The following is a 16,374-nucleotide window of genomic DNA, read 5'->3' as shown; positions in this document are numbered from 1 at the left end:
TTACGAATCGGCGCGAGGCGTGTCTTGCACGCCGGGAGCCGGGACGGGCGCGGCCGGCCGGTCCGCGGGCGTCGCCGCCTGGACCGGGGCGACCACGCCCATGGAAACGATGTACTTCAGGGCCGCGTCCACGCTCATCTGAAGATCCATGGCGTCAGCGCGCGGAACCATCAGGAAGAAGCCGGACGTGGGATTCGGCGTGGTCGGCACGTACACGCTGATGTGATCGCCGGGAAGCCGGTCGGCCACTTCGCCGCTGGGCGTGCCGGTAACGAAAGCAATGGTCCAGCTGCCGGCGCGCGGATACTGCACCAGCACCGCGCGGCGGAACGCCTGACCGTTGGGGGCAAGCACGGTATCGCTGACCTGCTTGACCGAGTTGTAGATCGAACGCACCAGCGGTATGCGGCCCAGCAGGTTTTCCCACTGGTCCACCATGGTACGGCCGATCAGGTTGGCCGCGAATATGCCCGTCAGCAGCACCACCACCACGACCAGGACGAAGCGGAAGCCGGGAATGTCGACGCCGAACAGCGATTCGGACGACAGGAAGCCAGGCACGAACCCTTCCAGGGTCGCGACCAGCAAGCCCAGCACCCACACCGTGATGACCAGGGGAACCCAGATCAGCAGGCCGGTGATGAAGTACTTCTTGATGACGCGCATACGCATCGCGTGTGCTCTAGGAGGCGGTGCTACCGGCAGCGGGCGCCGCAGGAGCGGCCGGGGCTGCGGGCGCGGCGGCAGGTGCGGCTGCGGGCGCGGCGCTTTCGGCCGGGGCCGTCGTGCTGGCCGAGGCCGAACCGCCGCTGCCGTTGCCGCGGAAGTCCGTGACATACCAGCCGGAGCCCTTGAGCTGGAACCCAGCCGCGGTCACCTGCTTGGAGAACGTGCTTTCGCCGCATTCGGGGCAAACCGAAAGCGGCGCATCGGAAATCTTCTGCAAGACGTCTTTGGCATGGCCGCAGGCGCTGCACTTGTAAGCGTAAATGGGCATCTAGGGCTCCCAGGCGCGGGCCCGGCGTATCAAGAGCCGCTGTCGCCGGACGCAATGTCCGGGGCCGGATCGGGTCGCAAGACCTGGTCCGAACGGAAGCGGCGGGTGGGCGAGGCCGGAAAAAGTACGGGAAAGTCTTGAATTTTAGCGGTTTTTCGTGAACGGCCGGTGTCCGGCCCCGGCGGCCCGCCTTGGACGGCGCCTCAGGGGCCTCCCGGGGCCCGTCTCCCTATACGGGAAGCAGGAACATGACCGCCGCCACCAGGGTTGGCGCCAGGGCCGACAGAAACAGCCGCCCCGATGAAATGCTGCCGTCCGGGAAGTGGTTCTTCAGGATGGCGAAACCGGCCGGGTTGGGCGCATTGGCGATCACGGTCAGCCCGCCGCCCGTGACGGCGCCGGCCACCAGCATGTAGCGCCAGGCCTCGCTGGTGCCTTCGACCAGCGAACCCAGGTAGGTCAGCGCGGCGTTGTCGGTGATGGCGGTGAGCGCGGTCGCGCCCCAGAACAGCACGAAAGGTTCAAGCCCGCCCAGCAGGTCCTGCAGCCACCACTTCTGCAGGCCGCCCAGCACCACCAGCCCGGCCAGGAAGAAGCCGACCATCAGGCCTTCCTTGATCATCAGGCGGCTCTGGTGGCGCTTGTAGGCTTCGGCAAAGCCAATGAACATCATCAACAGACCCAGGAAGATGGCCGGATGATGCGCGCTGAGCACCACGGCGACCAGGAAGACCAGGTGCACCAGCATGACCAGCAGCGGCACCGGCCCGCGCGCATCGCCGCCTTCGGGCGCGTCCACGCCGCCGCCCGTGCCCACCGAGCGCTCCAGCAGCGCCTTGCGGCAGATGAAGGTCAACAGCGCCGCATTCAGGCAGACGGCGATCGCGGCGCGCCAGCCGAAATGCTGCGCCATGAAGCTCGAGTCCCAGCCGAAGGTGGAAGCCACCATCAGCACGGGCGGCGCGGCATACGAAGTCAGCACGCCGCCGATGGAGACGTTGACGAACAGCACGCCCAGCGTAAGGTACTTGAAGCCCGCGCGCCCGCTGCTGCGGAAATAGGCGTCGCGCAACAGGATGGCGGCCAGCGTCATCGCGGCGGGTTCGGTGATGAAGGAGCCGCCCAGCGGCACCAGCGACATCACGACAAAAAACGTGGCGAGTTCGCGCGGCAGCGGCAGCACGCGCGCCACCAGCCGCACCAGCATGCCCACCAGCTCCAGAATCGGCCGGCTGGCCGCCACCACCATGATCACGAAGACGAACAGCGGCTCGGTGAAGTTGCGCGTGTCCATGTACTCGATGGCATGCGAGGGACCCGCCAGCGCCGCCATCGCCACGATCAGCACGAAGGCCCAGACGCCGAACACAGCCTCGACTTCGGAGAACAGATGCCAGATGCCCGCATGCGGTCCGCCACGATGCGCGAGCCGCGCGAAGAACGGAACCGAGAAGGTATGAAGAACCGCCACGGCGAACAGGAGGGTGGCGATGACTTCAAGTGTCTGGGGCATGTAAACGACTTCCGGAAGAGGGATACGACAGCGCGGACACCGCCCGGCGGGCCTGCGGGACAAGGGTCGCAATATAGCGCAAGGCCCTTGCCGTGTAACGCAGGGTCAACACCAAGATGCGCGGGTCCGCGCCGCTAGTTCCCCAAGTCTCGCGGGCGGGTCACTGCGCCCTGCGCGCATGCCGGAACGGCAACAGCCGCAGGTCTAGCGCCGCGGGGCCGGGCGCGTCGACGTCGATGATCGCGGCGCACAGCGGCAGGAAAGCCGCGCGGAAGTGGTTCTTGGCCTTCACGCACAGCAAGCGCACCTGACCGAGGTCGATGCCATGCAAGGTGAAGAAGCCCGGATCGTTGGCTGGCGCCACCAGCTCGGTGATGATGACCTGCACGTTGGGCCTGTCGCGCAGCGACAGCAGCGCGGTGCGTCCGCAGCTCGTGCGCACGCCCGTTTCCATCGGGCCGGCATTGCGGAATTCGCCATCGGTATAGCGTTCGACCCGGAACGCCGCACGCACCGGCGCGCCGAAATCGCGGCTCACGCGGCCGCCCAGGTCCAGTTCGCAAGCGCCGCCCAAACCCGCTTCGTACGCGCGCCGCACCGCCTGCGGATCCGCGAAGCTGGCGAACACGCAAGGCAGGTCGATCGACGCATCCAGCAAGGCGCGGAACAGCGCGGGCGTGTCGCATGCGCCGCCCGACAAGGGGTTGTCCCCCGGGTCTGTGACTGCCACCAAGCCGCCCGCGCGCGCCGCTTCCATGGCCAACGCCAGCCCCTCTTGCGGTGTCGGCAAGCTGACCGCAAACGCGGGCGCCAGACGCCGCATCGCCGCCGTCATGGTCTCGGTCACGGCCTGCGACCGCGCGCCTGCGGCATCGCGCGCCATGTCGGCCACCACCAGCACCGATGCGCCGGTATCGACGGTATCGGCATACGGAAAGCCGCCGAACACCGAGACTTCCACCACGCCCTCGCCCAACTGTGCTGCGGCCAGATCCTGCAATTCGCGCATGGGTCCGGCATCGGTGCGCATATTGAAGCTGGACAACAGCAAATCCGGCTTGGCCACCAGCACGCGCGGCGACAGCATGCCGGCCTGCGTGCGCAACAGCATGCCGAGCACCCGCCCAGCCGCTTCGCGCATGTCTATGTGGGGGTAGGTCTTGTAGCCGCTGGCGCAATCCAGCAGGCCGCCCAGCTCAGGGGCCAGGTTGGCGTGCAAGTCGAAGCTCGCGCCCAGAGGCACTTCGGGCAGCAAGGCCCGCACGGCCCGCACGAAATCCAGATCGGGCGTCTGGCGCAGGTCGGTGATGGCGGCGCCATGCAGCGACAGGTAGACGGCATCCCAGCCATCCTCGTCCGCGGCCAGTCCGGCCAGCACCTCTTCGGTAAAGGCGCGGTGCACGGCGTCGTCTATCGGCCCGCCAGGCAGGGCGGACGCGCAGCGCAAGGCCACCACCTCCCAGTCCGGATGCGCGCGGACGAACTCGACCACTTCGCCCAGTTCGGTGGCCGTGCCAGCGGCGGCGGCAAGGGCGTCGCCGCCCTTGCGCCACTCGCGCCGCTCGAAATCCGCCATGGTGCAAGGCGCCGGGCAGAAGGCGTTGCCTTCGTACCAGAAGCGTGCCACCGCCAGCCGTTTCTTCGTGCCCTTGCCCATGCGTTTCCCCGTTTATTCCGGACGGATATCGGTGCCTTCGATCAGGACGCGGTACTTCTCGCGCTCCGTCTGCAGATGCTGCCCCAGCGCTTGCGGCGTGCCGCCCACTGGCTGCGCGGCCAGCGCCTCGAGCCGTTCGCGCGTGGCGGGCGATTGCAGCACCCGCTGGGCGGCGGCGTTGAGCTTGTCGACGACCGGCTGCGGCGTGCCGGCGGGCGCCATCAGCACGAACCACGAAGTCAGCTCGAAGCCCGGCACGGACTGCGCGATGGCGGCCACGCCCGGCGCTGCGGCAACCGGCTGGGCCGAGGTCACGCCCAGGGCCACCAGCTTGCCTGCCTTGATCAGCGGCAAGGCGGTGGGCAGGTTGTCGGCCGACAGATCGATCTGCCCACCCAGCAGGTCATTGTTGGCCTGGCTCGCGCCCTTGTACGGCACGTGGCGGATGTCCACCTTGCCCATGCGCTTGATCATCTCCAGCGCCAGATGGCCAGAACTACCCACGCCGGGCGAACCCCAGTTCAAGCGGCCGGGCTCGGCGCGCGCGGTGCGCAGCAGATCGTCCATGTTCTTCAGGCCGGAGCCGGGATGCGTCAGCACCACGTTGGGCACCTGCGCCACGTAGGCGACCGGCGCGAAATCCTTGACCGGGTCATAGCCGATCTTCTTGTAGACGTAGGCGTTGATGATCTGCGTGCCAGGCGTGCCCAGCAGCAAGGTGTAGCCGTCCGGCTGTGCGTGCGCCACCTCGGATGCGCCCAGGCTGCCGCCCGCGCCGGCCTTGTTGACCACCACCACGGACTGGCCGAGTTCGGCGCCCAGGCCCTCGGCCATCAGGCGGCCCAGCAAGTCGGTCGTGCCGCCGGCGGCGAACGGCACCACCAGACGCACCGGCTGCTCCGGCCACGCGGCGCTGGCCTGCCCGGCCGCGCCCAACGCGGCAGCCGCCGCAATCCCGAAAGTCCAACGACGCAACAGATGGGAAAACTTCATGACGCCCCCTTGAGCGAATGATGACGATGCAACGGCCTACGCGACAATAAAACCGTTTGGTTTATTTTCACAACAAATATACCATGTGTTTTATTTTGCCAACCACACCACGCACGACGCCATGAGCCGCATCATCCATCGCAACTCCAGCCCCCTGCCCGTCGCCATCAAGGGCGAAGGCAGCTTCATCGTCGACCAGGAAGGCCGGCGCTACTTCGACGCCTCCGGCGGCGCGGCGGTCTCGTGCCTGGGACACGCGCACCCCGAAGTGCGCGCCGCGGCTGCCGCGCAGCTGGATGCGCTGGAGTACGCGCACACCAGCTTCTTCACCACCCCGGCCGCCGAAGAACTGGCCGAACTGCTGGCGGCCAACAGCCCGGCGGGCCTGGGCAATGCCTACTTCGTTTCGGGCGGTTCGGAAGCCGTCGAAACCGCCTTGAAGATGGCGCGCCAGTACCACGTCGAGCGCGGCGAGCCCGGGCGCTATCGCTACATCGCCCGGCGTCAGAGCTATCACGGCAACACGCTGGCGGCCTTGTCGGTAGGCGGCAACGCTGGACGCCGCGCGCTGTATCAGCCCGTGCTGATCGAAAGCCACCACGTCTCGCCCTGCTTTGCCCTGCACTACCGCGAAGCCGGAGAAAGCGACGAGCAATACACCGACCGCCTGGCGGCGGAACTGGACGCAGAGATCTTGCGATTGGGTCCGGATACCGTGTCCGCATTCATCGCGGAAACCGTGGTCGGCGCCACTGCGGGGACGGTCGCGCCGGTACCGGGCTACTTCCGCAAGATCCGCCGGGTATGCGACCGCCACGGCGTGCTGCTGATCCTGGACGAGGTCATGTGCGGGCTGGGCCGCACCGGCAGCTATCACGCCTTCGAACAGGAAGGCGTAACGCCTGACCTGCTGACGCTGGCCAAGGGTTTGGGCGGCGGTTATGTGCCCATCGGCGCCGTGCTGGCGCACGACCGCGTCATCGGCGCCATCAACGCGGGCTCGGGCGCGTTCCAGCACGGCTACACCTATGTCGGCCATCCGGTGGCCTGCGCCGCGGCGCTGGCGGTGCAGCGCATCGTGCTGCGCGACAAGCTGGTGGCGCGCGTGGCGGATATGGGCGCGCAGTTCGGCGCCATGCTGGCGGCGCGCCTGGAAAGGCATCCGCACGTCGCCGACATCCGCGGCCGCGGCATGTTCTGGAGCGTGGAGCTGGCCGAGGATCCCGGCAGCCTGCGCGCATTCGCGCCGCAGCGCCGCCTGCATGCGCGCATCAAGACTCAGGCGCGCGAACTGGGCCTGCTGTGCTATCCGGGCGGAGGAACCATAGACGGCAAGCTTGGCGACCACGTGCTGCTGGCGCCGCCTTACCTCAGCACGGCCGATGAGCTGGCCTTTGCGGCGGACGCGCTGGCCCGCGCCATCGACCTGGCGCTGGCGGACGATACGCCATAATACGCGGCACCTTACCCGGAGCGCAGATGGATAAAGCCGCCATCGACAAACTGATCGAAACCCAGTTCTCCTCCCTGCCGCCCAAGCTGCGGCAGGCGGCCCGCTATGCAATCGATCATCCCAAGGACATCGCCCTGGAGTCGATGCGCGCCGCGGCCGGCCACGCCGGCGTGCAGGCCGGCGTCATGCTGCGCCTGGCGCGGCAACTGGGGTTCGATACCTACGAAGCGTTCCGCCAGCCCTACCGCGACTGGCTGGCCGCCGGCGGATCCAGCTTCTCGGGCCGCGCCACCGCGTTGCGCAAGCGTCCGCAGCACGACGCCGACGCCGGGCTGGTCGCCGACATCCTCGACGCCGAAGTGCGCAACCTGGGCAGCAGCCTAGGTCCCTCCGCACTGCCGGCGCTGAAGGCCGCCCACGGCCTGCTGGCGGGCGCGCGCCGCGTCTATGTCATCGGCCTGCGCAGCCTGTATCCGGCGGCCTATCACTTCAGCTATGCCTGCGGCATGTTCCTGGACAAGGTCACCCTGCTCAGCGGCGTCGGCGGCACCTTGGCCGACGAGTTGCGCCGCATCGGACCGGACGACGCGCTGGTCGCCTTCAGCCAGGCGCCTTATGCGCAGGCGGCAGTCACGGCCGTGGAGTTCGCGCGTGAGCGCGGCGCCGGCGTGGTGGCGGTCACGGACAGCGCGGTGTCGCCCATCGCCCCGGGCGCCAAGGCGCTGCTGCTGGTGGCCAACGACACGCCCTCGCTGTTTCCCTCGGTGGTGCCTGCGCTGTCCATCGCCCAGACGCTGGCCGCGATGCTGGTCGCGCACAGCGGCGAGGAAAGCCTGCGCGAAATCGCCAACAGCGAAGCCCAGCTGCAGCGCTTCGGCGTGTACGCCGAAAAGCGCTGAGGACTCAGGCGATCGGCGCGGGCGGCTCGCCGCCTTGCTGCGCCTCTTTCATTTCCATCAGCAGGCTGTGCAGCATCTCGGTGGACAGCCCGTGCAGCACCAGCCGGTAGCCCGCGCGCAGGGTCGACATCGGCACCAGCGGATGGTTGTTGTTGACCAGGATCAGGTGCTGCGGCGCGCCCAGCAGCTTGGCCGCGTAAATGCCGATGGTCTCGTCCAGCTGCAGCGAATTGGCCGCGCGCCAGAAGTCGTTGTCGGTCAGCATCAGCTGATACAGCGGCGTGAAGAGCTCGATGGCGCTTTGCAGGTCCAGGAAATTCAGCTTGCCTTGCGGCATGTCTTCTAGCAACAGGTCCGGGTCGCGGATCATCGAGAAATCGACCTGTTGCGGCGCGTGCATCTCCACCCCCGCATCGCGCAGCGCCTGGTTCAGGCGGATGACGAAGTTGAACAGGTTCAGGTCGTGCTTGACGAACAGTTCGTCCTTCAGATCATCGATGTTGCGCGGTTCCAGCGGCGTGGTGGTGACGCGCACCGGCGAGTTGGCGGCAATGAACGACAGGATCTGCGCGCCCAGATGGAAGTGGCGCAGGATCAGCCAGTTGGCCTCGGGCGACACGAAGCGCTTCAGGCCCCAGGCCAGGATGCGGTGCAACAGCTTCGAATGCGACCAGCGGCGCGGCAGGAAGGTCTTGATGACCTGGATCAGGATGATGAAGGCGCGCGCCAACGGCCGCAGGAACGGCAGCAGGTACTGGCGCGAGGCGCAGCTGGAATCGGTCAGCCAGGCCTTCTTCACCTTGTCCGGCAAGGGCGTGCTGCGGTCCAGGTAGAGCGCAAGCCAGGGGCTGGGGTCGGCGGGATCGTGCGGTTTGGCAAGGAATTCGGGTTCTTTGCTCATTACGCTTCGCCTTCCATCACATGGTGGAACTGCATCAGGTACAGCGCGGCCGTGCGGCGCGCCGTGTCGACGATGCGCTGTTCGGCGCGGCCGTCCTCGTCGCAGTCCAGCGCCAGCTCCACCGCCGACAGCCAGCGCGCCAGGTGATGCTCGTCGTTGTGGCCGTGGTACTCCAGGAAGCGGAAGGCGTCCGGCGGCAGCTTCAGGCTGGCCTTCAGCAGCGGCAGCAGCGCCGGCACGATGCGCTGGCCCGTGCCTTCGATGATGTAGATGGCGCCCAGCAGGCCAATGGGGTCGCGCGTGGCGGCCAAACCGTGGAGATAGGCGTTGAGCGCCTCGCCGCCGGGGTTGCGGCGCAGGGCGTCGATGTCCGCGACCGCGCCGCCCGCGGTGCGATAGTCCTGGAACAGGATCTGGAAGTCGTTCTGCTCTTCGCCCGCATGCGTGTCGATCAAGGCCGCGAGCGGCGCGTACTGCTCCGTCAGCGAGGCCGCGCCTTCGCGCATCCACTTGCTGCCTTCGCGCACCTGCGGAATCCAGTTCTCCATCCAGTTCAGGTAGTCGGCCGTCTGGAATTGGCGGTTGCGCAGGCGCCGCACCACCGGCGTGCGCCACACGCGCGAGCGGTAGTCGTGCCAGATCGCGGCCAGTTCGGTCAGCAGCTGGCCCAGGCCTTGGGGCGCCATGTCCGGGTCATGCGGCGGCGCGATGGCTGCAGCGTCATCGCTGTTCGCGTCCTCGCGCGGCGCAGCCGCCGCCGGCGCGCCCGCGGCGATCTGCGGGGCATGGACCGCCTCGGCCTCCAGCAGCATGTAGGCGGCCATGAAACGGCCCGATTCCGGGATGTAGCAGAAGATCTGTTCGCCCGGCTTCACTTCGCGCGTTTCCAGGAACTCCGCCAGCATGATCAGGATGGACGCCGCGCCGGTGTTGCCGCGCCACGCCAGATTGCTGAACCAGCGTTCGCGCGGGATCACCAGGCCGGCCTTCTCCATCAGGTCTTCCACCACAGGAATGAATTTCTCCGACGAGTAGTGGCACAGGAAGTGATCGACCTGGTCCGGATCCACCCAGCCGTCGCGCACCAGCTTGGCGTATTCATGGATGCCGATGTCGAACAGGTGCGGCAGCAGGCGGATGTCCTGGCGCAGCGACAACGCGCCGTCGGCCTCGGCCTCGTTCCAGGACGGATAGTCCAGATGGCCGCGGGCGCGGTCGGCCGACAGGCCCAGCTGCATGCACACCGGATAGTCGCCCGAGAACGAGCGCTGGTGCACCCACTTCAGGCGCAGGCGCACGCCTTGCGACGCGCCCGGCAGGGGCCGGCCGCTATTGCCCAACAGCACCGCCCCCGCGCCGTCCGAAAGCATCCAGCGCAGGAAATGCGCGTCGAAGTCCGCGTCATAGCCGCGCGCCGCAAAACGCGAACGCTTGAACAGCCGCGACGGCAGTTCGCTGGCCACGGCCAGGGCGCTGGCATGTCCGCCCAGTTCCACGCCCTGCGCGGCCGTCTGGATGGCCGATACGCCCGCCGCGCAGATGCCGTGCACCGACAGGGTTTCCATCGGATGCGCGGCCAGCTCGCCCTGGATCATGTTGGAGAAGCCCGGCATCAACGCGTCCCCGCCCGAGGAGCCGCTGGCCAGCAGCGACACGGCGGACAGGTCGCTGTCGTGACGCCGCAGGCAATCGCGAATGGCGTTGGCCGCCAGTTGCGCGTTGCTGAACACCGTGGCGCCTTCGGGGTCGATCGCGTAGTAGCGCTGCTTGATGCCGTTCTCGGCCAGGATGCGGCTCTTGATGCGGCTGGACATGCGATTCAGCGGCGCGATGTAGCTGTCCATGGCATCGTTGGACACGGGTTCGCCCGGCATGAAATAACCGGCGCTTTCCAGATAGACACGATGAAACGCGATGGGCATGAGAGGCCTCTGGTGGATATAGGGGGTGCGGCGCTAGCGGATGTGCTCGGGCGCCATGCATGAACGGCTGCGAAAGCGCGGCAGGAAAGCGCCCAGCACGAACACGCGGAACATGTAGGGCGTGAGGCCGGGCTCGTTCAAGGCCGGATTCACGCGGCTGCGGTATTGCTCGCGGTGCAGGCGCACCAGTTCGGACCAGTGCGCCCTCGGATGCTCGTGGTGCGCGGTGTGCAGGCCGATGTTGAAGAGCAGCGGATTGACCAGCCCTTCGAAATTGCGCGCATAGTTCAGGCCTGCGACGGACCGGGGTCCGCCATCGGCATGGGCATGCTGCAGATAGTTGGTGGCCAGCAGCCAGTGCAGGCCGTGCAGCTGCGGCACGATGACAAACACCAGCGCCTTCATGGGGTTCACCGCCAACAGCCCGCCCCACAGGCCCAGCCACACGCCGTACTGCGCCATGCAATAGCGCCACGCGCCCGGCCAGTGGCGGCGCAGGCGGCCCAGCCACGCGAAGAACAGCGGGTACAGCACCCAGCCGGCCTGCAAGGGATGGATCAGGTAGCCCCACAGGTGATTGGTGTCGCCGCCGAACCGATAGGTGCGCGCCACGTCGCGCGCGCCGTGCTTGTAGCGATGGTGATTGGCCACGTGCGCCGGATAGAACACAAAGGTCGGATGCCCTTGGAGCAGCGTGATCCAGAAGTCGGTGGCGCGGTTGGTCCAGCGCCCCCGCCACATGCGGATATGCGTGTGATTGTGGTGAATGACGCCCACGCCCAGGGTCAGGAACAGCATCAGGCCGTACAGCGGCCACCAGAACCCGTGCACCCACTGCCAGGCCGCCAGGGCGGGCAGCGCGGCCAGATAGGCCAGGCTTTGCCAGTCGCGCCAGTTGCGCAGCGACGGCAGCCTGCGTTGCCGCTTAAGCGCGCCCGCCAAGCGATTCTCGCTGCCGGAAAGCATTCAGCTGGGACTGCGCCGCCTCGGCCTTGAGGCGGGTGCGGAACAGGCGGTCCATGAACGTGAACTGGAAACCGTAATTGCCGTTGTAGCAGGCGTGGTGCAGGTGGTGCCGGCGGCTGGCGGCGAACCAATGCGCGTAGGACACATTGGGGAAGAAGTCGTAGTTGGCGTGGCCGATGCAGTTGAAGAACAGGCTGAACAGCGGCACCGAGGCCAGCGCCCAGAAGCTGAAATCATGCAGCACCATGGGCAGCATGATCACGTTGCCCAGCATCAGCGCCTCGATGGGATGGAAGCTGTAGGTCGAGAATGGCGTGGTCACCACCGAGCGGTGATGCGGCAGGTGGAAGCGGCGCAAAAGCTTGGTGTGCAGCAGGCGGTGGTTGATCCAGAAATGCACGTCGTTCCAGGCCACCAGCACCAGGATTTCAAGCGTGATCTTTTGCCAGCTGGCGTCAGGGTCCAGGTGCGCCCAGCCCAGCTGCAGCAGGCCCCACGGAAAAATCATGCCCGTGCCGAACAGCAGGATGGACAAGCCGGATTGCGCGAACTCGCGCCGCAGCTGGCCCGGCGCCAGCGGACGCGGATCCAGCGGACGTCCGATGCCCAGCGCGGGCAGGATATGGTGCGTCAGCAGCCAGGTGGCCGCGCCGAAGACCAGATAGATGCCGCCGAAGAAAAGCAGGCCCGCCAGCATGACTTGCCAGGCGGACAAGGCTACAAAAGCTTGGGCCATGAACGTTCTGTTTCACCCGAAGAATGGGCGCATGATAAGCAATCCGTCAGCTTCCCGGTAGGACATTTATTACAAAATGAATCCGAAGACCACAAAGCTGGCGGACTGCTCACCAAGTTCGGGCTACTGGCAGGGATATTGCCGGTTCAGCCCCGCCACGGCGGCGTCCATGCGCGCGGCCAGACCCGTGCTTGCGGCCGGCATCGGCAGCCGCAGTTCGTCGCTCAGCAGGCCCTGGCGGCCCAGTTGCGCCTTCAAGGGGCCGGGGTTCGGCTCGGCGAAGGTCAGCTGGATGATGGGGACCAGCGCGTGGAACAGCTTCCTGGCCAGGTCCAGTTGCTGCGCCTTCACCGCCTGGTGCATGGCCACGAACAGGTCGGGGCGGATGTGCGCGGCGGCCGCGATCATGCCCGCGCCCCCCAGGCTCATCACGGACAGCGCCTGCAGGTCCTCGCCCGCCAGCACGTTCATGTTGCCGTCGGCGATCAACGCGATGGTCTTTTCCAGCGAACCGCCGCAATCCTTGATCGCCGCGATGTTGGGATGCGCGGCCAGCGCCAGCAGGGTCGCTGTATCCAGCGTAGTGCCGGTGCGGTAGGGAATGTCGTAGAGCACCAGGGGGAAACGCGAGGCATCGGCCAGGCAGCGGAAATACAGGGCGGCGCCTTCCTGGCCGGGGCGCACGTAGTACGGCGCGGGCGCCAGGATGCCGGCCAGCGGACGCGTGCCGAAGGCGGCCAGGCGCTGCATCACGTGTCCATGATGATTGCCCGCCAAGCCCATGATGACGGGCAGCCTGCCCGCCTCGGTCAGCACGGCGTCCAGCACCGCCAGTTGCTCGGCATCATCCAGCGACGCGGCTTCGCCGGTGCTGCCGCACACGACCAGCCCGTCCACGCCCGCGGCGGCATAGTGGCGCACCAGGCGGCGCAAGGCCCCGCCATCGACGGCGCCGCCGGAAAACGGCGTGACCAGAGGCACCCAGACGCCCTGGATCGGAGATTGATGATGAGATTGCATGAGAACACTCCTTCGGTGTAAGCGGACCGTGGTTGGACCGTACAGAAGTGCTCGGGATGTCAGGGGATGCGCGGACGGCGCCAAGCGCCGCCAGGAGGCCGCTGTTCCGTCGCCCATCTGACGGAACAGCATGCTCCGGTCAGATGAGCGGCTGTTTTTTGGATTTCAGGCCGGCGCAAACCAGCACCACGCCCTGGGCGCGGAACGGGAAAACGGATTGGTTGGCCTGATGAATCATGTATGGATTGAATGCAGTGATCTGCAAGCGCAGATGCGGGAATCTACCGGGAGCCCGCAACGCTGTCAACGCCGCGCCTCAGCCCAGGCTGGCCAGAAACACCGCGCACAGGGCTTCCATGCCCTGGCGGTCGTCTTGGTCGAAGCGGTCGGGCACGGGGCTGTCCACATCCCACACGCCTATCAATTGGCCCTGGTGCACCAGCGGCACCACGATTTCGGAACGCGAGGCCGCATCGCAGGCGATGTGGCCGGGGAACGCGTGCACGTCAGGCACCAGCTGCGTCTGGCGCTGGCTGGCGGCCGCGCCGCACACGCCGCGGTTCAGCGGAATGCGCACGCAGGCCGGCTTGCCCTGGAACGGGCCCAACACCAGTTCGGTGCCGTCGAAGAAATAGAAACCCGCCCAGTTCAGTTCGGGCAGGGCCTGATAGGCCAGCGCGCTCAGGTTGGCGGCATTGGCGATGCGGTCATGCTCGCCTTCGAGCAGGGCACGGGCCTGGGCGACCAGTCCGGCATACAGGGCGGCCTTGGAATCGGCGACGATGGGAGCGGCTTCGAACATGGGAAATGTAACTGTACAGGCGGTTATCGATGCAGGTGATTTTAGGGGCTGCGGCCATTAAGAGGGCCGGGTGACGGTCGTGTGGGACAATAATTTCTAGATTGCCCTAGCCCACCCCCAACGGACAAACTGCCCGCATTTCCTTACCCTTCCAAAGAGCACTCATGGATAAACCTCTCGAACCCGCATTTTCCTTTTCGGAACGCGCCCAGCAACTCACCAGTTCCGCCATTCGTGAAATCCTCAAGGTAACGGAACGCCCTGAGGTCATCTCGTTCGCTGGCGGCCTGCCGGCGCCCGGCGGCTTCCCGGTAGAGGTGGTGCGTGCGGCATTCGACAAGGTATTGGCCACCAACGGCCGCGCGGCACTCCAGTATGGCCCCACGGAAGGCTACGCACCGCTGCGCCAATGGGTCGCGGACGACATGAAGAAGGCGGGCGTCAACGTCAACCCGGACCAGGTCCTGATCGTGTCGGGCTCGCAGCAGGCGTTGGACCTGCTGGGCAAGGTGCTGATCGACAAGAACAGCAAGGTCCTGGTCGAAGACCCCAGCTATCTGGGCGCGCTGCAATCGTTCGGTCTGTACCAGCCCAAGTTCGTGCCAGTACCCAGCGACGACGGTGGCCTGATCCCCGAAGCCATCACGCCCGAACTGGCCGACGGCGCCCGCTTCCTGTACGCCCTGCCCAACTTCCAGAACCCCACCGGCCGCACGCTCAACCTGGAGCGCCGCATCGCACTGCTCAAGCGCGCCGCCGAACTGAACCTCACCATCGTTGAGGACGATCCCTACGGCGAACTCCGCTACGCGGGCGAGCCTCAGCCCGGCCTGATCGCCCTGGCCGCCGAGTACGGCGCCAACGTCGTACGCCTGGGTACGTTCTCCAAGGTGCTGGCCCCCGGCCTGCGCCTGGGCTACATCGTCGGCGCACAGGCGCTCATCAACAAGCTGCAGCAAGCCAAGCAGGCCACCGACCTGCACACGCCCACCCTAACCCAGATGGCCGTGTACGAGATCGTCAAGGACGGCTTCCTGGAAGAACACCTGCCCAACGTGCGCGAGATCTACCGCGCCCAGGGCAGCTGCATGCTCGAAGCCATCAAGCAGGACTTCCCTGACACCGTCAGCTGGACCAAGCCGGAGGGCGGCATGTTCATCTGGCTCACGCTGCCCAAGCATATCGACGCCACCAAGCTGCTGGAAAAGGCCGTCGCCCAAAACGTCGCCTTCGTGCCCGGCGCGCCGTTCTACAGCGGCGGCGGCGGTGCCAACACGCTGCGCCTGAGCTTTGCCACCGTGCCGGAAGACAAGATCCGCCGCGGCATCGCCATCCTGGGCAAGCTGTTGAAAGAAGAGGTTTGATCCTCCCGAAGCGCCTGCGGCGCTGCGGAACATGAGCGGCGGCCGGGCGCGATGCCCGGCCGCCGTTGTTTTATGCTCTTGGTTTTCCCATTCCGTTTCGCCGTGACAGTGAGCGCTCCCCAACAATCTCCCGTCGACCTCAGCGACATCGTTTTCACCGACTGGGTCGAACGCTGGCTACCCAAGTCCTGGCGGCCCTATGCCCGCCTGTGCCGCCTGGACCGCCCCATCGGCACCTGGCTGACCCTGCTGCCGGCCATTGCCGCGCTGATCCAGGCCGCGGGCGGCCTGCCCGACCTGCAGCGGCTGATCGTGTTCTCGCTGGGCGCGCTGCTGATGCGCGGCATCGGCTGCACCGTCAACGACATGTGCGACCGCAATTTCGACAAGCACGTCGAGCGCACGCGCTTCCGGCCGCTGACCAGCGGCCAGCTGACGATGAAGAACGCGGTCTGGTTCCTGCTCGGGCAGTTGCTGGTCTGCGGGTCGCTGCTGTTCTTCCTGAACGACATGAGCCGCTGGCTGGCCGTGGCCGTGCTGCCCTTCGTCTTCATCTACCCGCTGTGCAAGCGCGTCACCTACTGGCCGCAAGTGGTGCTGGGCATCTGCTTCAACTGGGGCATGCTGATGGCCTGGTCGGATACGCAGAACCACGTGCCGCTGGCCGCCGTCGCCATGTGGGCCGGCGCAGTGCTGTGGCAGGTGGGCTACGACAGCATCTACGCCTACGTGGACGTGCGCGACGACCGCAGCCTGGGCCTGCATTCCACCGCCATGCGATTTGGCGACCAGGGCAAGCTCTGGATCGGCGGCTTCTACGTGGCCACCGTGGCGCTGTGGGCCTGGGGCGGTTACGCCATCGGTCTGTCGTGGGCTTACCAGGTCGGCATGGTGGCCGTGGCGGCGCACCTGGCGTGGCAGCTGAAGGTCTTCGACATCCAGCGCCCCGACCGCAACTTCATGCTGTTCCGCGCCAACCTCTGGCTGGGCGCGCTGCTGGTTGCCGCCGCGCTGGCGGGTACGCTGATCCGCTAAAAGCAGCATCGGCGCCGCACTGGCGACCGCGCCGATGCCCCGTTGACGCCGCGCATTGCCCGTGGCGCCGACTGGGGCCATGATGGAGTCTCCGCAACGCACTACGGAGACCACGC

15 protein-coding genes are annotated in these 16,374 nt (G+C 66.9%); 4 read left to right on the top strand and 11 right to left on the bottom strand.

Annotated elements, in window-relative coordinates; all coding sequences use genetic code 11:
- The 5 genes from N5C88_RS12015 to N5C88_RS11995 form a co-directional block, all read right to left on the bottom strand.
- On the bottom strand, positions 1-672 hold the full coding sequence (locus N5C88_RS12015; protein ID WP_118933537.1) for a DUF502 domain-containing protein: 672 nt from the start codon (positions 670-672) through the stop codon (positions 1-3).
- Positions 673-682: 10 nt separating this feature from the next.
- Complete coding sequence (locus N5C88_RS12010) at positions 683-997, bottom strand: FmdB family zinc ribbon protein (RefSeq protein WP_059374055.1); 315 nt, start codon at positions 995-997, stop codon at positions 683-685.
- Positions 998-1,226: 229 nt separating this feature from the next.
- Positions 1,227-2,510 (bottom strand): putative Na+/H+ antiporter, encoded by a 1,284-nt coding sequence (locus N5C88_RS12005; protein WP_059374054.1) that lies wholly within the window; start codon positions 2,508-2,510, stop codon positions 1,227-1,229.
- 160 nt (positions 2,511-2,670) lie between these two features.
- Complete coding sequence (locus N5C88_RS12000) at positions 2,671-4,167, bottom strand: M81 family metallopeptidase (protein ID WP_280015360.1); 1,497 nt, start codon at positions 4,165-4,167, stop codon at positions 2,671-2,673.
- Between the two features lie 12 nt (positions 4,168-4,179).
- Complete coding sequence (locus N5C88_RS11995; protein WP_118934586.1) at positions 4,180-5,160, bottom strand: tripartite tricarboxylate transporter substrate binding protein; 981 nt, start codon at positions 5,158-5,160, stop codon at positions 4,180-4,182.
- A 121-nt stretch (positions 5,161-5,281) separates the two neighbouring features.
- Here N5C88_RS11995 and N5C88_RS11990 point away from each other — a divergent pair, with 121 nt between their 5' ends.
- Both N5C88_RS11990 and N5C88_RS11985 read left to right on the top strand, forming a co-directional pair.
- Positions 5,282-6,613, top strand: a complete 1,332-nt coding sequence (locus N5C88_RS11990) for an aspartate aminotransferase family protein (protein ID WP_280015359.1) — start codon at positions 5,282-5,284, stop codon at positions 6,611-6,613.
- Between the two features lie 26 nt (positions 6,614-6,639).
- The gene (locus N5C88_RS11985) at positions 6,640-7,512 is read left to right on the top strand and encodes a MurR/RpiR family transcriptional regulator (RefSeq protein ID WP_059374051.1); all 873 of its coding nucleotides are present in this window, start codon (positions 6,640-6,642) and stop codon (positions 7,510-7,512) included.
- A 4-nt stretch (positions 7,513-7,516) separates the two neighbouring features.
- On the opposite strand, the gene N5C88_RS11980 is transcribed toward N5C88_RS11985, so the two are convergent.
- The 6 genes from N5C88_RS11980 to N5C88_RS11955 form a co-directional block, all read right to left on the bottom strand.
- Positions 7,517-8,413: a hypothetical protein gene (locus N5C88_RS11980; protein ID WP_059374050.1), complete on the bottom strand. Its 897-nt coding sequence runs from the start codon at positions 8,411-8,413 to the stop codon at positions 7,517-7,519.
- Positions 8,413-10,335: a StlD/DarB family beta-ketosynthase gene (locus tag N5C88_RS11975; protein ID WP_118934582.1), complete on the bottom strand. Its 1,923-nt coding sequence runs from the start codon at positions 10,333-10,335 to the stop codon at positions 8,413-8,415. Before N5C88_RS11975 ends, N5C88_RS11980 begins: the two co-directional genes overlap by 1 nt.
- A 33-nt stretch (positions 10,336-10,368) precedes the next feature.
- Entirely contained in the window at positions 10,369-11,301 is a 933-nt protein-coding gene (locus tag N5C88_RS11970; protein ID WP_223283407.1) for a fatty acid desaturase, read from the bottom strand.
- Positions 11,261-12,037, bottom strand: coding sequence for a sterol desaturase family protein (locus N5C88_RS11965; protein WP_059374047.1), 777 nt, complete (start codon positions 12,035-12,037; stop codon positions 11,261-11,263). The genes N5C88_RS11970 and N5C88_RS11965 overlap by 41 nt, the downstream gene beginning before the upstream one ends.
- 123 nt (positions 12,038-12,160) lie before the next feature.
- A complete protein-coding gene (gene dapA, locus N5C88_RS11960; protein ID WP_059374046.1) occupies positions 12,161-13,057 on the bottom strand; it encodes a 4-hydroxy-tetrahydrodipicolinate synthase in 897 nt (298 codons plus the stop codon).
- 316 nt (positions 13,058-13,373) lie between these two features.
- Positions 13,374-13,859: a GAF domain-containing protein gene (locus N5C88_RS11955; RefSeq protein WP_059374045.1), complete on the bottom strand. Its 486-nt coding sequence runs from the start codon at positions 13,857-13,859 to the stop codon at positions 13,374-13,376.
- Between the two features lie 164 nt (positions 13,860-14,023).
- Here N5C88_RS11955 and N5C88_RS11950 point away from each other — a divergent pair, with 164 nt between their 5' ends.
- Positions 14,024-15,223 carry a PLP-dependent aminotransferase family protein gene (locus tag N5C88_RS11950; protein WP_059374044.1) on the top strand — a complete coding sequence of 400 codons (1,200 nt, stop codon included), beginning with the start codon at positions 14,024-14,026 and terminating at the stop codon, positions 15,221-15,223.
- A 108-nt stretch (positions 15,224-15,331) separates the two neighbouring features.
- Entirely contained in the window at positions 15,332-16,258 is a 927-nt protein-coding gene (gene ubiA / locus N5C88_RS11945) for a 4-hydroxybenzoate octaprenyltransferase (RefSeq protein ID WP_059374163.1), read from the top strand.
- Positions 16,259-16,374: the final 116 nt, after the last annotated feature.

Origin of the sequence: Achromobacter sp. GD03932 (assembly GCF_029839485.1) — a bacterium.
Taxonomy (GTDB): Bacteria; Pseudomonadota; Gammaproteobacteria; order Burkholderiales; family Burkholderiaceae_B; genus Achromobacter; species Achromobacter bronchisepticus_A.
This window is presented reverse-complemented; position numbering and strand designations above follow the sequence as displayed.

Coding starts and splice junctions, on each gene's coding strand:
- N5C88_RS11970 (WP_223283407.1), bottom strand. CDS start 11,301: ATGCTTTCCGGCAGCGAGAATCGCTTGGCGGGCGCGCTTAAGCGGCAA.
- N5C88_RS12010 (WP_059374055.1), bottom strand. CDS start 997: ATGCCCATTTACGCTTACAAGTGCAGCGCCTGCGGCCATGCCAAAGAC.
- dapA (WP_059374046.1), bottom strand. CDS start 13,057: ATGCAATCTCATCATCAATCTCCGATCCAGGGCGTCTGGGTGCCTCTG.
- N5C88_RS11950 (WP_059374044.1), top strand. CDS start 14,024: ATGGATAAACCTCTCGAACCCGCATTTTCCTTTTCGGAACGCGCCCAG.
- N5C88_RS11975 (WP_118934582.1), bottom strand. CDS start 10,335: ATGCCCATCGCGTTTCATCGTGTCTATCTGGAAAGCGCCGGTTATTTC.
- N5C88_RS11985 (WP_059374051.1), top strand. CDS start 6,640: ATGGATAAAGCCGCCATCGACAAACTGATCGAAACCCAGTTCTCCTCC.
- N5C88_RS11980 (WP_059374050.1), bottom strand. CDS start 8,413: ATGAGCAAAGAACCCGAATTCCTTGCCAAACCGCACGATCCCGCCGAC.
- N5C88_RS12015 (WP_118933537.1), bottom strand. CDS start 672: ATGCGTATGCGCGTCATCAAGAAGTACTTCATCACCGGCCTGCTGATC.
- N5C88_RS12000 (WP_280015360.1), bottom strand. CDS start 4,167: ATGGGCAAGGGCACGAAGAAACGGCTGGCGGTGGCACGCTTCTGGTAC.
- N5C88_RS11995 (WP_118934586.1), bottom strand. CDS start 5,160: ATGAAGTTTTCCCATCTGTTGCGTCGTTGGACTTTCGGGATTGCGGCG.
- N5C88_RS11965 (WP_059374047.1), bottom strand. CDS start 12,037: ATGGCCCAAGCTTTTGTAGCCTTGTCCGCCTGGCAAGTCATGCTGGCG.
- N5C88_RS11990 (WP_280015359.1), top strand. CDS start 5,282: ATGAGCCGCATCATCCATCGCAACTCCAGCCCCCTGCCCGTCGCCATC.
- N5C88_RS11955 (WP_059374045.1), bottom strand. CDS start 13,859: ATGTTCGAAGCCGCTCCCATCGTCGCCGATTCCAAGGCCGCCCTGTAT.
- N5C88_RS12005 (WP_059374054.1), bottom strand. CDS start 2,510: ATGCCCCAGACACTTGAAGTCATCGCCACCCTCCTGTTCGCCGTGGCG.